This window comes from Paeniglutamicibacter sp. NPDC012692 (assembly GCF_042901625.1).
Taxonomy (GTDB): domain Bacteria; phylum Actinomycetota; class Actinomycetes; order Actinomycetales; family Micrococcaceae; genus Paeniglutamicibacter.
Window position 1 is genome coordinate 410,137 of the sequence record NZ_JBIBDE010000002.1, and the last position, 14,794, is coordinate 424,930.

At 67.8% G+C, this 14,794-nt stretch carries 10 protein-coding genes; 6 read left to right on the top strand and 4 right to left on the bottom strand.

Annotated features, from left to right (window positions below):
• Positions 1-59 precede the first annotated feature (59 nt).
• Complete coding sequence (locus ACFY5D_RS10035; protein WP_387528628.1) at positions 60-1,175, top strand: zinc-binding dehydrogenase; 1,116 nt, start codon at positions 60-62, stop codon at positions 1,173-1,175.
• Here the strand turns inward: ACFY5D_RS10035 and ACFY5D_RS10040 are convergent.
• Entirely contained in the window at positions 1,172-3,475 is a 2,304-nt protein-coding gene (locus ACFY5D_RS10040; protein ID WP_387528630.1) for a glycoside hydrolase family 3 C-terminal domain-containing protein, read from the bottom strand. The two genes, ACFY5D_RS10035 and ACFY5D_RS10040, sit on opposite strands and share 4 nt — an antisense overlap.
• Before the next feature lie 151 nt (positions 3,476-3,626).
• Between ACFY5D_RS10040 and ACFY5D_RS10045 the strand changes: the two genes are divergently transcribed.
• Entirely contained in the window at positions 3,627-5,126 is a 1,500-nt protein-coding gene (locus ACFY5D_RS10045; RefSeq protein ID WP_387528633.1) for a carboxylesterase/lipase family protein, read from the top strand.
• A gap of 65 nt (positions 5,127-5,191) precedes the next feature.
• On the opposite strand, the gene ACFY5D_RS10050 is transcribed toward ACFY5D_RS10045, so the two are convergent.
• On the bottom strand, positions 5,192-6,376 hold the full coding sequence (locus ACFY5D_RS10050) for a M20 family metallopeptidase (protein WP_387528635.1): 1,185 nt from the start codon (positions 6,374-6,376) through the stop codon (positions 5,192-5,194).
• A gap of 30 nt (positions 6,377-6,406) precedes the next feature.
• Positions 6,407-7,912: an AbgT family transporter gene (locus tag ACFY5D_RS10055; RefSeq protein ID WP_387528637.1), complete on the bottom strand. Its 1,506-nt coding sequence runs from the start codon at positions 7,910-7,912 to the stop codon at positions 6,407-6,409.
• Between the two features lie 154 nt (positions 7,913-8,066).
• On the opposite strand from ACFY5D_RS10055, the gene ACFY5D_RS10060 reads away from it, so the two are divergent.
• Together ACFY5D_RS10060 and ACFY5D_RS10065 are read left to right on the top strand one after the other, a co-directional pair.
• Positions 8,067-9,107, top strand: a complete 1,041-nt coding sequence (locus tag ACFY5D_RS10060; protein ID WP_387528640.1) for an Lrp/AsnC family transcriptional regulator — start codon at positions 8,067-8,069, stop codon at positions 9,105-9,107.
• A gap of 246 nt (positions 9,108-9,353) precedes the next feature.
• Entirely contained in the window at positions 9,354-10,787 is a 1,434-nt protein-coding gene (locus ACFY5D_RS10065; RefSeq protein ID WP_387528642.1) for an amidase, read from the top strand.
• 103 nt (positions 10,788-10,890) lie between these two features.
• Here the strand turns inward: ACFY5D_RS10065 and ACFY5D_RS10070 are convergent, their stop codons facing one another.
• Positions 10,891-11,508, bottom strand: a complete 618-nt coding sequence (locus tag ACFY5D_RS10070; protein WP_387528645.1) for a TetR/AcrR family transcriptional regulator — start codon at positions 11,506-11,508, stop codon at positions 10,891-10,893.
• Positions 11,509-11,706: 198 nt separating this feature from the next.
• Here ACFY5D_RS10070 and ACFY5D_RS10075 point away from each other — a divergent pair, with 198 nt between their 5' ends.
• The gene (locus ACFY5D_RS10075) at positions 11,707-13,398 is read left to right on the top strand and encodes an amidohydrolase (protein WP_387528648.1); all 1,692 of its coding nucleotides are present in this window, start codon (positions 11,707-11,709) and stop codon (positions 13,396-13,398) included.
• Positions 13,385-14,764, top strand: coding sequence for an APC family permease (locus tag ACFY5D_RS10080; RefSeq protein WP_387528649.1), 1,380 nt, complete (start codon positions 13,385-13,387; stop codon positions 14,762-14,764). The genes ACFY5D_RS10075 and ACFY5D_RS10080 overlap by 14 nt, the downstream gene beginning before the upstream one ends.
• The last annotated feature ends 30 nt before the right edge of the window (positions 14,765-14,794 follow it).

The following is a 14,794-nucleotide window of genomic DNA, read 5'->3' on the forward strand; positions in this document are numbered from 1 at the left end:
CCCCGGCACATCCATTCCCATACCGCCACCCCTACCCCTACCCCTAGGCCGATAACCCCATGCCATCAACACTCAGGTTCGCCCCGACGCCCATCGCCATGGCGTGGAAGGGACCGGGTCTCCCCCACGAAACCGTCGCGGTTCCCCAGATACATTTCAATGAGGGCGATGCCCTCGTGGAGGTCGAGTATGCGACGATCTGCGGATCCGACATCCACACGACCTCGGGCCACCGAAGCGCAGCGCCTCCCCTGGTGTTGGGCCATGAACAGGTCGGCCGCGTGGTTGCCGCGACCCCGGAGGCCGTCCTGCACGACGGCACTTCCCTCAAGGTCGGCGACAGGGTGGTCTGGACCGTCACAGTCAGCTGCGGGGATTGCGGCACGTGCAACCGGGGCCTTCCGCAGAAGTGCGAGAAGATCCTGAAATACGGGCACGAGCGCATCGGCCGGGGCTGGGAGCTCAACGGCGGCTTTGCCACCCACGTGCACGTGAAGGCAGGTTCAGGAATCACCCGGGTTCCGGAGGAGATTCCCGCCGCCATCCTGGCACCGGTTTCATGCGCCACCGCGACCGCCGCGGCGGCCCTGCGCGCAGCAACCAGGCATCGCCCGATCGACGGTGCCACGGTCCTGGTCTCCGGCGCCGGAATGGTGGGCCTGAGCATCATCGCCATGGCGGTCTCGGCCGGCGCAAAGGTGGTGGCGCTTGACCCCGCCCCGGAGCGCCGCGCCATGGCCCTGAAGTTCGGGGCCGCGCTTGCCCTTGACCCGCTGGCCGGCGACGCCGCGGACGCACTCGATGCGGCGGATCTGGCCGAACCCCTGGCGGCCTTCGAGGCCTCCGGCGCCCCGGCTGCCGTCAAGTCCGCCATCGACTCGCTGGGCATCGGCGGGATCGCGGTGTTGGTGGGAAGCGTTTCGCCCGGCCCGGAGGTCGGGATCGACCCCGAGGCCATCATCAGGGGTCTGAAGTCGATCGTCGGCGTGCACAACTACACGGCCGACGACCTGGCCGACGCCGTGGATTTCATGTTCCTCAAGTGGAACAAGATGCCCTTTGCGGACCTCGTCGGCCCCAGGTTCTTCCTGCACGAACTCGACAAGGCGCTCGAAACGGCAAAGACCGGTGCCGACGTCCGCGTCGGCATCCAGCCGGAGCGAACCACCGATTAGCCCCGGGAATCCCCCACGGCAGACCCGCGGAGCGGAACCGGCACTCCCGCGGCGGCCGCGGCACGTGCACCGTGGATGGCGCCGATCAGCTGGTCCAGGCCCTCCCGGGTCATCGGGGAACCCGGGAAGTTCAGGAGGCGCCCGATCGGCATGGAACCGAGCATCGAGGTCATCATCGCCGAGGCCTCGTCGTCGCCCGAGCCGCCGGTGATCCCGGAGAGCGCGTCGCCGGCGAACTGGGCCATGACGGCGCCGCCGATCGGGTCGGCCATCAATTCGCCCAGCGTGGTCTCGGAGTTGATCGCGACCGGAACCACGTCGCCGGCCAGCTCGATGCCGGCGCTCAGGCGCACGTCGCGGCTGGAGGAGGCGGCGGACACCTCGTAGGTGCCCGGCTCGACGGTCCAGCCCTCGACCCGGGTATCCCAGTAGGCAAGTTCGGAACGGTCGACCAGCAGTTCCACCCGGGTGCTCTCGCCGGCGGCGAGTTCGAAGCAGGCGAAGGCCGCAAGCGAGCGCGGCGCACGTGCCACGCCGGAACCCGGCAGGCCCACGTAGAGCTGCACGATTTCGCGTCCCGCAACGCCGCCGCTGTTGCGCAGGGTCACCGTGGCCCGCAGCCCGTCGTCGTACTTTTCGACGGCAAGGTCCGTGTACTCGAAGTCGGTGTAGCTCAGCCCGTGGCCGAACGGGTAGCGCACCGCGGCCTTGCGGGCGTCGTGCCAGCGGTAGCCCACGAAGATGCCCTCACCGTAGCGCACGTGTCCGTGCTCGCCCGGGAAATCCAGGGCCGCGGGGGTGTCCTCGAGGCGCAGCGGGATGGTCTCCGCCAGCCTGCCGGAGGGGTTCACCTTGCCGGTGACGACGTCGGCCAGCGCGCCGCCGCCGGCCTGGCCGCCAAGCCAGGCGGCAAGCACTGCCGGCACGTCGTCGGCGAACGGCATCTCGACGACTCCGCCGCCCACCAGCGCGACTGCGACCTTCGGGTTGGCCGCGCGCACCTGCTCGAGCAGCGCCAGCTGGACGGCCGGCAGCTTCAGGTCCGCCCGGTCAAAGCCCTCCGATTCGACGGCGCTCGGCAGGCCCAGCAGGAAGATCACGGTGTCGGCCCGTCCGGCAACTGCCACGGCCTCGGCGAAGAGCTCCGCTTCCGGGGCCGCGTCCACCCCCAGCGAGTAGCCGGGGGCGAACTCGATGGTTCCGAGACCCGGGACGGAGCCGAGTTCGTCGAGGAGGTTTTCCACGCGGGTGGGGTTGACCTGCGAGGAGCCGGCTCCCTGGTAGCGCGGGGTGCGTGCGAATTCGCCGACCACCGCGACGTTGGTTCCAGCCCGCACGGGCAGCAGGTTGCCGTCGTTCTTCAGCAGCACGATTCCCTTGCCTGCGGCCTCGCGGGCCAGCGCGTGGTTCGCATCGAGGTCCGCGGGGCCCGTGGCGGGCCGGGCCCGCTTGGCGAATTCGGCCAGGCGCACGACGGCTTCGTCGAGCACCGACTCCTCAAGCTCGCCGGAGGCAACCGCGTCGGAGATGCGCTGGATGCTGTTGCCCGGGTTGCCCGGCATTTCCAGGTCGAGGCCCGCGTTGAGGGAACGCACGCGGTCGGTGACGGCTCCCCAGTCGGAGACGACGATGCCGTCGAAGCCCCAGTCCTCGCGCAACACGTCGGTGAGCAGCCAGCGGTTCTCCGCCGCGGAGACGCCGTTGATGCGGTTGTAGGAGCACATGACGGTCCACGGGCTGGCGTTGCGGACCACGCGCTCGAAGGCGCGCAGGTAGATTTCGCGCAGCGGGCGCGGGTCGACGTCCGCGGAGACCCGCATGCGGTCGGCCTCCTGGTTGTTTGCGGCAAAGTGCTTCACGGAGGCACCCACCTCCTGGGACTGCAGCCCGTCGACCAGCGCCGAGCCCAGCACTCCGGAGACCAGCGGGTCCTCGGAGAGGTACTCGAAGTTGCGGCCGCACAGCGGGGAGCGCTTGATGTTGACGCCCGGGCCAAGCACCACGCCCACGCCCTGGGCACGCGCCTCGGCGCCGATGGCGGCGCCCACGCGCTCGAGCAGGGAGACGTCGAAGCTGGAGCCAAGCGTCACGGCCGGCGGGAAGCAGGTTGCCGGGACGGAATCGGCGAGCCCCAGGTGGTCGCTGGCGCCTGCCTGCAGGCGCAGCCCGTGGGGGCCGTCGGTGAGGATGACGGCCGGCAGCCCCGCGGATTCGAGGCCGGAAGTGCTCCAGAAATCGCGGCCCGTCGTCAACGACGCTTTTTCCTGGACTGCCAGCTCGGAAGGGATCATTGCGTTCATGCTGTCCTCTTGTCTGTTCCGGCGGTCTCGACACCGCATTTGGAAATACCGTACAACAGTCGGGATTTCTCCACAAGGATCGGATAGTCTTGCGCTGGGACGTCGGGGACGCCCCGCCAACACCCTCTGTTCCAACAGATCAGGAGCCACGATGTCAGCAGAACAAAGCACCGAACAGGACCAGCTGATCATCGACACCCCGCTGGGCAGGATACGCGGCATTCGCCGGTCCGTCGATGGCCGCGACGACGTCACGTCCTTCATGGGCATCCCCTTCGCCCAGGCCCCGGTCGGCGATCTCCGCTTCGCCGCCCCGGTGCCCGTCGAGCCGTGGGACGGCATCCGCGACGCGCTCGCCTTCGGCCCCACGCCGCAGCGCGGGGATCCCGGCGTGACACTGATCCCGGAGCCCAGCGTGCCCGGCGAATCCACGCTCAACCTCAACGTCACCACCCCCGCGGCGGGAGACGGCGACGCGAAGCTTCCGGTGCTTGTCTGGATCCACGGTGGCGGCTTCTTCGCCGGCTCCCCCGCAAGCCCCTGGTACAACAGCACCGGGTTCGCCCGCGACGGGGTCGTCACGGTCGTGATCTCCTACCGCCTGGGCTTCGACGGATTCGGGCACATTCCCGGAGCGCCGGAGAACCGCGGCGTGCGCGACTGGCTCTGCGCCCTTGAATGGGTGCGCGACAACATCTCATCGTTCGGCGGCGACCCGGAGAAGGTCACCATCGCCGGCCAGTCGGCAGGCGGCGGCGCGGTACTCACCCTGCTGGGGATGCCCGCCGCCCGCGGGCTCTTCCGCGGCGTCATCTCGCTCTCCGGCGCGCTGGCGGACGTCAGCCTGACGCGGGCCAAGGACCTGACCGAGAGCCTGGCCAAGGGCGCCGGAGTGAGCGCCGACCTTGCGGGCTTCCGCTCGGTGCCCGAGGAAAAGCTCATCGAGCTGCAGCTGAAGAACACCAGCCTCACGGCCAAGGGCGCCCTTCAGAAGATGCTCGACGAGGGGCTCTCGCTCGGCCCGATCGTCGACGGGGACCTGATCCCCCGCCCGACCACCGAGGCCCTGGCCGACGGCCAGGGCAGCGACATCCCGCTCTGGCTCTCTGCCACCGACGACGAGTTCGCCATGGCCTTTTCCAAGGCCGCCAAGTTCCTGCGCTTCCTGCCGGCCGGCCGCATGATCACCAAGATGGGCGGCACCAAGGAAGCATGCCGCGCCTGGATGACACACAACGCGGACGTCAAGGCGCTGGGCACGGCCGCCGTCATGGGACGCTTCCTGACCGACCGGATGTTCCGCGTCAACCTGGCCGAACTCGCCGAGCTGCGCGGCGGCACGCCCACCTGGGTCTCGCGTTTCAGCTGGCGTTCCCCGGCGTTCTCGGCGGCGGTCCACTGCCTGGACGTGCCGTTCTTCTTCGACTGCCTGGGCTCGGAAAAGGTCGAGCCGCTGGCCGGCCCCAATCCCCCGCAAGAACTTGCCGACACGCTGCACGCCTCCGCGCTGGGCTTCATCAGGGATTCGAACCCGGGCTGGGGAACCTACGCCCTCGAAACCAAGAACACGCGCGTCTTCGACAGCTACACCCGGACCGTTTCCGACGGCTACGCCAGCGTCCGGGCCCTGCGCCCGGGGACCTCGCTTTAGGCATCGCCCCGGACGGCAAGCGACCCCCGACCTCCAGGGAGGTCGGGGGTCGCTTGCCGTGGAAGTCAGTCTTGCGGCAGGTGGCGTTGCAGGATTCCGGCAACCAGCGCCGCCCGGTCGGGAACGTCGGCGAGCACGATGTGCTCGTGGCGCGCGTGCGGCCCGCCGCCGCTGGCGCCCAGCCCGTCCAGCACCGGCAGGCCCAGCGCGGCGATGAAGTTGGCATCGCTGCCGCCGCCCACGCTGATGCCTTCCAGGGGTTCGCGCAGTTCGGCCGACACGTCGTGCGCCATCTCCCACAACGGGCGGCTCACCGAGGTGAATTGCATGGGCGGGCGGTTCCAGCCGCCGGTGACCTCGACCTCGATGCGCGGGTCGCTGGCCTCCAGCGAGGCGAAGAGTTCGGCCACCCGGTCGGCCTCCGCCGTGGTGGAGGCCCGGACGTCGGCCACGCAGTGCGCGGCGCCGGCCACCACGTTGCGGGTCGTCCCGCCGCCGATGACACCGACGTTGATGGTGGTGCCGGCCGCATGGTCCTGTGCGGCGACGAGTTCGGGGATCAGCTCGGCCATCGCGTGGATGGCGCTGGACCCGCCCAGCGGGTCGTTCCCGGCGTGGGATTCGATGCCCGAGACGTTAACGGTGAACGCGCCGACGCCCTTGCGCTCGGTCTTCACGTCCCATCCGACGCCCGGCTCCAGCACCAGGGTGGAGAGGGCCGTGGCCGCGGCCTTCTCGATGATGGGGCGGGAGACCGGGCTGCCGATTTCCTCGTCGCCGTTGAAGATGAAGCGCACGGGAGGGTGGTCGGCGCCAGCTTCGCGCAGGGCGCGCAGCGCCCACACTGCGGTGACGAGTCCGGCCTTCATGTCGTAGGCGCCGGGCCCGGTGGCGGTCCCGTCGTCGCGAATGGTGAAGGGCCATTCGGCCAGGGTTCCGGCCGGCCACACGGTGTCGTAGTGGCCGACCAGCAGCACGCCGGCGGTGTCCGGATCCCCGTAGGTCACGTCAATGGCGTCCCCGTGGCCCGCAAGCTTGTGCCGCACCAACCGGTCGGGTTCCCCGAGGCGTTCGCGCATCCAGGCCGTGATGGCCCCGGCCGCGGTGTCCAGCAGGTCCAGGTCCCGGCTGGGGGTTTCGTGGCCCACCAGCATGGCCACGTCGGCGACCATGTCCTCGGCGTGGGCCTTGGCCCAGTCATGGAGGTGGGTCGTTGTCACGTCGTTGGCTAGCACGTACGCCTCTTTCATTCTTGCTTTGATGTCGTCTCGAGCCGGTTGTTAGCGAACCGGGGCGCCCGGGCCCAGCGGGATGCCCAGGGCGTACCAGCCCAGGAACATGAGGGTCCAGACCACCAGGTTGATGACCGTCAGCGGCAGCACCAGGGACATCAGCGTGCCGATGCCGGCCGAGGGCCGCACGCGGCGGATGAATTCAAGGGCGATCACGAAGTAGGGGCTCATCGGGGTCAGCGAGTTGGTCGGCGCGTCGGCGATGCGGAAGAGCGCCTGGGAAGTCTCGGGGTAGATGTTCAGCAGCATGAGCATCGGGACCAGCACCGGGCCGATCAGCGACCACATGGCGATGCCGCTGGTGAGCAGCAGGTTCATGATGCTGATGAGCAGGATCGCGCCGACGAAGATCAACATGACGGGCGCGTCGACGGAATTGAGCGCGTTTGCGCCGCCGATGGCCACCAGCTGGCCGACGTTGGTCCACTTGAAGTAGCCCAGGAACTGGGAGACAGCGAAGAAGAGCACGATCACGGGGACCAGGTCGCGCACGCCCTGGCCCATCAGGTCGGGAATGTCGCGGGCCGACTTGATGGTCCCCACGGTCTTTCCGTAGACGATGCCAACCACGGCAAAGAAGATCATCAGGAACACGGCGACGTTGTCCATCAACGGGGAGTCCACGATGGAACCGCCCTCGCCGCGCAGCGGGGAAGCCTGTGGCACCACGGAGAGCACCAACAGGGACAGGAAGATGGCCGCGGCAATGCCTGCCCTGCGTACGCCCTTGAGCTCAAGGGCGTTGAGCTTCATGTCGGGGATGCCGGTCGGGTCGGCCAGGTCCGGGATGACCTTGTTCATGGCCTCGACGCGGCGGGCCACGATCAGCTCGGTCACGATGGTGATCGAAATGGCGAGCACGAAGGAGGACACGACGCCGAAGAAGTAGTTTGCTACGGGGGAAACCACGTAGTTAGGATCAATGGTCTGTGCCGCTGCCGTGGTCAGGCCCGCGTAGACGGCATCCGAACCCTCAATGATGGGGCTGACGCTGCCCGCGCCGCCGACGGCCACGTAGGCGACGATGGCACCGATGACAGGGCTGCGGCCCACCGACCTGAAAGCGATCATGCCCAGCGGAATCATGACGATGAATGCCGCATCGGAGGCGATGTGGGCGAACATGGAGGTCAGCGCCACGGTGAACGTCACCATCTTTGCCGGCACGCGTGCCAGCATGGAACGCATGACGGCCGTGAGCAGGCCGCCCTTGTCGGCGATGGCGACGCCGAGCATGACCACCAGGATCAGGCCAAGCGGCGGGAAGGTGATGAAGTTCTTGATGAGGTCGCCGAGCATCAGCTCGAGGCCCTCGGCCGAGAGCAGGTTCCGTGCCTCGATGACTTCCCCGGTGGCAGGCGAGACCGCCGAAACGTCCAGGGCCGCCAGCAGGGCGCTGACGAACATGAGCACCACACTTAGTCCCATGAAAAGCCAGAAGGGATGCGGCAGCCTGTTACCCAACTGTTCCACGGCGTCCATGAACTTCAACATGGCACCAATCCCGCGACGGGGCTTTTTAGTCTCCGTCTCCACTTCCATCACCACAAGCCAATCCAATCAATAATTTCAACCAGCCACACCACGTTCAGTGGTGATTGTTGTCACGAAAGGCAACTATAGTGGTGAAATATCCCAAGGAGGAAATTTGGTCCAGGAACTCGACGCCGCCGACCTAGACATTGTCGCCGCCCTGCAGATCGCTCCGCGGGCGCCGATCAACCTGATTGCCGAGGTCATCGGGCTTAAGCCGACCACCGCGAGCCGCCGCTTGGCGAACCTGCAGGAGCGCGGGGTGCTGCGCGTGATCGCGTCCGCGCGCTGGACGGTACTGACCAGCGGAAATCCGTACGTGGTGTGGATCAAGTGCGCCCCCGGGCGCACCGATGCGGTGGCCAACGAGCTGCGCAGGGTGCCCGAGGTGCAGTCGATCATGATGACCACCGGGCTGACCGACCTCTACTGCACCGTCTACCCGTTGCCGGACACCGAGATCCAGCAGCTGCTCATGACGCAGCTTCCCGCCATCGACGGAGTCGCCTCGATCCGCTCGGACCTGGTGCTGCGCGCGGCTCGCGAAGGATTCGGCTGGCGTCTGCACCGACTCACCGAGGAACAAACGGCCACGCTTACGGCATTGGCCGATTACGACCCGGACTCGCCGGCCGCAGCCAACCCCGCCCTGGGCCCCAATGAACACGGCGCCCTGGCCATGTTGCTCGATGACGGCAGGGTCTCCTCGGCGCAGGTGGCCCGCAAGCTCAATATCAGCAATTCCAGCGCCTACCGGCTGGTCCAGAACCTGCTGGAATCGGGGACCGCGAGACCCCGAGCAGAGATCGAACCGGCACTGCTGGGCTACCCGATCACCGCGCTGATCAGCCTGGAAATTCAGCCCCGGCACATTCCCGAGGCCCTTGCCCGGCTCAGCGCCCACGAATCGGCCCGCTACACGGTCATGACGGCCGGGCCGGCTTCCGTGTTCTACCACGGGGTTTTCCGCAGCGAGGATGCGCTGGCGGATTTTGTCACCAACGACATCGGCGCACTGCCCGGGATCGTGGGCATGAACATGTCGTTGGTGCTGCGCGTGCTGCGCCGCCAATGGATCGACCGCGAGGACGACTTCATCCTCGGCGAGCGCCAACCCTCGGCGTTGCCGCGTCCCGACGACGGCATGGCGTCCTGACCGGACCACCGAACAACAGCGGCACCATTCGCGATCCCGCGAATGGTGCCGTTTCCGCATGCGCCCAATCCCCCGCGCCTTCCAAGCACCCCTCGAGGCTCGGTGTCAACTATGCTGTCATCACCGTTGACTTAATCGAAACGTGAGCCTAGTCTCATCATGCAGGGGCATTCCACGCGCCCTCGATTCCAGGTCACGCATCAGTGGCCCACACGTCTTCGTACACCTTTCGATTGGAGCCACCCCATGGAGCTGCACCACCTCACGGCCACCAAGGCACGCGAACTTTTTGACACCAAGGAGCTCTCACCGGTCGAACTGCTCGACGCGGTCGTGGCCCGCACGGCATCCGTGGAACCCGGAATCAACGCACTGACCGAGGAAATGCTTGACGACGCCTACGCCGCCGCGCGCGCCTCGCAGGAACGCTTTGCCACAGGCGGCTCGCGACTCGGGGCCCTGGAAGGCATCCCGCTGTTGCTCAAGGAAGAACAGCCGATCGCCGGACGCCTTGCAGAGGAAGGCTCACTGACCGAAAAGGGCACCATCGCCGAGGTCAGCCACCCGATCGTCGAGCGCATCTTTGCCGCGGGCGCCGTGGTGCACGGCCGCACCACCACCCCGGAGTTCTGCTGCGCGCCATACACGCACTCCAAGCTGTGGGGCGTCACCCGCAACCCGTGGAACCCGGAACTGACCCCGGGCGGCTCCTCGGGCGGCTCCGGCGCGGCGCTGGCCGCGGGCGAGTCCATCCTCGCGACGGGCTCGGACATCGGCGGCTCCATCCGCATCCCCTCCTCCTTCTCCGGCATCGTCGGATTCAAGCCGCCGTTCGGGCGCGTCCCGGGACTGGCGCCCTTCAACCAGGACACCTACTGCGCCGATGGCCCCATGGCCCGCAGCGTCGCCGACGTGGCCATGCTGCAGAATGTGATCGCCGGCCCGCACCGCGTTGACCAGGCCTCGCTGCGCCCGGCCTACACGCTGCCGGCACCGAACGCCGCCGCGGCCGCGGGCATGCGAGTCGCCCTGTGCATCAACCTCGGCGACTACATCGTGGACCCGGTCATCGAGGCCAACACCCGCGCCGCCGCCGAGGCACTGCGCAGTGCGGGGGTCGTCGTCGACGAGATCACCCTGCCGTGGACCCGCAAGCAGATCGTCGAGGCAGCCTGGGCGCACTTCGGCGGCATCATGGGCCCGTTCATCACCGAGGTCGCCGGCGCGGATTCCGATCTGTTGATGCCCTACACCCTCGACTTCGCCAAGCGCGCGGCACAGGCCGGCTCCTTTGCCGAGGGCCTGGTGGCCGAGGCCGCCATCTACGAACCGCTGGGCAAGGTCTTCGAAACCTACGACGCCCTGCTTTGCCCGACGCTTGCCACCCAGGGCATGGCCGCGGATTTCGCGGACCCCGCCGCGCTTGTCAATGTCGGAGGCGCCAAGGTTTCCTGGATCGAATCCGCGCTGACCGTGCCGTTCAACGTGATCGGCCGCGTGCCGGTGCTGGCGCTACCCTCCGGCATGGCCCCCAACGGCCTGCCGACGGGCGTGCAGCTGGTTGGACGCACCTACGACGACGCGACCGTCTTCACCCTGGGCCAGGCGCTCGAGGAATCGTTGAACCTGTGGACCCGGGCCGCATGGTGGCCCGCAATGAACGCCGTGGCAAACGCCTAGGCGACCACCGGCACTCCAGACTGGATTGGCAGCGCCCCGACCGGCCGTGGGGGCGGGAGGGGGCGCTGCCAATCCCTTCTTGCGCCCGGGTGCCACTTGGCCGCTACAGGGCCCGGCTCGCACCGTTTCGCTCGAGGGTGGAGACAAGCCCGTCAAGCAGTGCGTGGATGCCCAGCTCGAATGCCGCCTGCGCGCTCCAGCTCTCCGCATCCCGCGGATCCAGGTTCTCGCGCAATTCGGTGAGTTCCGCTGGGATCGAGTCGCGGTTGAGCAGCGTATCGGGTGCCACGATATCGAGGGCGGACCCGAGCACGTAAGCCTCCACGGCGCGCATGACCGCCACGGCTTCGCCGCGCCTCCAGCCGCCGCGGGCCAAGCTGGCCACCACCTGCTCGTAGGCGGCCAGGGTCGCGGGGTCCGAGATCGCCGTCGTGGCCATCACCGCGATGATCTTTGGATGCCGGGCAAAGGCCTTCAGGTACTCGCGCGCCCAGGCCAGCAGCGCATCCCTCCACCCGAGAGACTCGAAGAAACTGGCGTCGATGTGCTCGGACAGGATCCCGCGCATCGCCTCGATGAGGTCCTGCCTGCCCGCAATGTGGTTGTACAAAGACGCGGGCTTCCGGTCAACCTCCTCGGCCAACCGCTTCATGGTGAGCGCCTCGATGCCTTCGCGTTCCACCAACTCGAGCGCGGCGATGGCGATCTTCCGGCGATTCATGCCCATCCTTGACTCCCCCACACTAAAAACCCTTGCAACCAGCCCGCAAAAGTGACCATTGACACACTCTAGCCTCGGCTGTAGATTCCATTCTACTTATACGAACGACGTTCGTTCGTACTGCTCGGCGCCCCACTCCCATCTCATGGTCGGTGCCGAGCCGTGCCATTTGCTTTGCTTGGCCTTGAAAGGGTTTGCATGAACACGCAGCAGCAGAGATCCACCCTGTTTCACGGAGGAACCGTCTGGCCCGGAAAGGGGCTGGGCGACACGCACGCATTGCTCGTCCGCGACGGCCGCATCGCCGCGCTCGGCGACGAAGCCGTGCAACGCGCCAAGGACATCGACCACGAGGCGATCGACCTCGAAGGCGGGTTCCTCATGCCGGGGTTCGGCGAGGGCCACTCCCACCCGATCCATGGCGGTCTTGAAAATTTCGGCCCCAGACTGGTCGGGCTCACCTCCGTGGAGGCCGTTGTCGCCGAGGTCCGGCGCTACGCCGAGGAAAATCCGAACGAGGAATGGATCCAGGGCGTTGCCTACAACGGTTCGCTCGCCGAGGGCGGCCTGTTCGAGGCCCGCTGGCTCGACGAGGGCGTTGCCGACCGCCCCGTGGTCCTGCGTGGCTGGGACGGCCACACGCTCTGGTGCAATTCGGAGGCGCTGCGCAGGGCCTCGATCACCAAGGACACCCCCGAGCCGGAGATGGGTGAAATCCCGCGGCGAGCAGATGGCGAACCGCTCGGCGTGCTGCGCGAATGGGGAGCCCTGGACCTGATGGCCGCGGTCTGCCCTCCCCCGGCCTTCGAGGTGCGGCTGCAGGCGCTGGCCACCGCCCTGGACATGTTCACGTCCTTCGGCATCACTTGGGCCCAGGAGTCCTGGGCCGAACTGGACAACTACAAGGTCTACATCGAGGCGGCCCGGCGCGGACTGCTCAAGGTGCGCATGAACATCGCCCTGATCGCCGACCCGCGGCACTTCCCGGGTTCGCTTCAGGAGATGCTTGCGGCTCGCGAGGAGATCCGGGCCCTGAACCACCCGAACCTCACGTTCAACACCATCAAGTTCTTCGCCGACGGGGTCATCGAGAACGAGACGGCGTCCCTGCTGGACCCGTACTGCACGGCGGAACACCACGGCATGAGGATCTGGGAGCCGGCTGAGCTGTCCAGGGCCGTCGCGGCCGTGCGGGCCGAAGGATTCCAGCCCTACATCCACGCCATCGGCGACGACGCGGTGCGCATTTCCCTCGACGCCATGGAGCATTCGGAGCACCTCGCCGAAGGGGCCGCGGCGCGACCCGTGGTCACCCACGTGCAGCTCGCCAGCGACCGGGACCTGGCGCGCTTTGCCGAGCTGGGCGTCGTGGCAAACATGCAGCCGCTCTGGGCCCAGCTGGACGCGCTCATGACGGTGCTGACGATCCCGCGGTTGGGCCGGGAACGTGCCGACACGCAATACAAGACCCGCACGCTGGCCGAATCCGGCGCCCGGCTCGCCTTCGGTTCTGACTGGCCCGCGTCCTCCGCCGACCCGCGCGAGGGCATCGCCATTGCCGCGTCGCGGACCACCACCGACGGGGACCCGGACGGCGGCTGGGTCCCGGAGCAAATCATCGGGATCGAGGACGCGCTGGACATCTACACGCGCGGCACCGCCTTCCAGGGATTCGCCGATGCGCACCCGACCCCGTGGGGCACCCTGGCCGCGGGCCACAGCGCCGACCTGGTGTGGCTCGGGCGGGATCCGCGCTCCGCGGCGCCGGCCGAGCTCCCCGCCAACCCCGTCATCGCCACCTACCTTGCGGGCGAGCCGACCTACACGAACGACAACGCAAACGACATCAACACCTACCACGAAGGGCCACAGCGCCATGTCGAACAGTAACCCCAGCGCGGCACAGCTCCAGGCCGCAGGCGCCAGCCCGGCCGCACCACAGCTCAAGCGCGTCCTGGGCATCCCCGGCCTGGTGCTCTTCGGGCTGGTCTACATGGTTCCGCTGACGGTCTTCACCACCTACGGGATCGTCACCCAGGTCTCCGGCGGGCGCCTGCCCCTGGCCTACCTGATCACCCTGTGCGTCATGATGTTCACCGCGCGCTCCTACGGGCTCATGTCCAAGGCGTTCCCCTATGCGGGCTCCGCCTACACCTACACGCAGAAAAGCTTCGGCCCGGCCACCGGGCTGATGGCCGGCTGGTCGCTGCTGCTGGATTACCTCTTCCTGCCCATGCTGAACTACCTGGTCACGGGCATCTACCTCAATGCCGCCTTCCCGGCGATCCCCAACTGGGTGTTCATCGTCGTGGTCATCGGCCTTGTCACCACGCTGAACATCATCGGGATCGTCTCGGTCACGCGGGCCAACCTGGCGATCATCGCCGTCCAGACGGTGTTCATCGTGGTGTTCATCGCGATGGCAGTCGCCTCGGCCACCGGACAGGCCGACCTGAGCATCACCAAGCCGTTCACCGGCGATGGCACCGCCGACGGGTTCGCCCCGCTGATGAGCGGCGCCGCAATCCTGTGCCTGTCGTTCCTGGGCTTCGACTCGATCTCCACCCTGGCGGAGGAGACCAAGAACCCGCGCCGCTCGCTGCCGATCGCCATCACGCTGGTCACCCTCGGGGCGGGCATCCTGTTTGTCATCCTCGCCTACGTGGCCCAGCTGGCCTACCCCAGCAACGTGTTCAGCGACCCGGATGCCGCGGCGATGGACGTCATGCTGTCCGTCGGCGGGCAGGCGTTCGCCGCGATCTTCCTGGCCGCGTTCACCGCGGGCGGCATCGGCTCCTCGATCGCCGCGCAGGCGTCCGTGGCCCGGATCCTCTACGCGATGGGCCGCGACGGCGTGCTGCCCAAGTCCTTCTTCGGGCGGCTCAGCCGCAGGTTCAACACCCCGGTCCTCTCCATCCTGGCGGTGTCGGTGATCGCCATGGGCTCGCTCTTCGTGACGCTGCAGCTGATCTCCGAGACCGTGAGCTTCGGGGCGCTGGTCGCGTTCTCCGCTGTCAACCTCGCGGTCATCAAGCACTATTTCTTCGACGAGGGCAGGCGAGGAGCGGTGGACACCTTCAGGTTCCTGGTGCTGCCGCTAGTCGGCCTGGCACTAACGGTCTGGCTGTGGACCAGCCTGTCGGCGACCGCCCTGACCATCGGGCTGGTGTGGCTCGGCATCGGCTTCATCTGGCTGCTGGTCATCACCCGCGGCTTCCGCCGTCCGACGCCGCATCTGGACATGACTGAAAAGTAGAACCCGGACCGTCCGGTCGCCTGGATGGAC

Bases quoted from the DNA above. Each gene is read 5' to 3' on its own strand.
- ACFY5D_RS10035 (WP_387528628.1), top strand. From the start codon at position 60: ATGCCATCAACACTCAGGTTCGCCCCGACGCCCATCGCCATGGCGTGG.
- ACFY5D_RS10040 (WP_387528630.1), bottom strand. From the start codon at position 3,475: ATGAACGCAATGATCCCTTCCGAGCTGGCAGTCCAGGAAAAAGCGTCG.
- ACFY5D_RS10045 (WP_387528633.1), top strand. From the start codon at position 3,627: ATGTCAGCAGAACAAAGCACCGAACAGGACCAGCTGATCATCGACACC.
- ACFY5D_RS10050 (WP_387528635.1), bottom strand. From the start codon at position 6,376: ATGAAAGAGGCGTACGTGCTAGCCAACGACGTGACAACGACCCACCTC.
- ACFY5D_RS10055 (WP_387528637.1), bottom strand. From the start codon at position 7,912: ATGTTGAAGTTCATGGACGCCGTGGAACAGTTGGGTAACAGGCTGCCG.
- ACFY5D_RS10065 (WP_387528642.1), top strand. From the start codon at position 9,354: ATGGAGCTGCACCACCTCACGGCCACCAAGGCACGCGAACTTTTTGAC.
- ACFY5D_RS10070 (WP_387528645.1), bottom strand. From the start codon at position 11,508: ATGAATCGCCGGAAGATCGCCATCGCCGCGCTCGAGTTGGTGGAACGC.
- ACFY5D_RS10075 (WP_387528648.1), top strand. From the start codon at position 11,707: ATGAACACGCAGCAGCAGAGATCCACCCTGTTTCACGGAGGAACCGTC.
- ACFY5D_RS10080 (WP_387528649.1), top strand. From the start codon at position 13,385: ATGTCGAACAGTAACCCCAGCGCGGCACAGCTCCAGGCCGCAGGCGCC.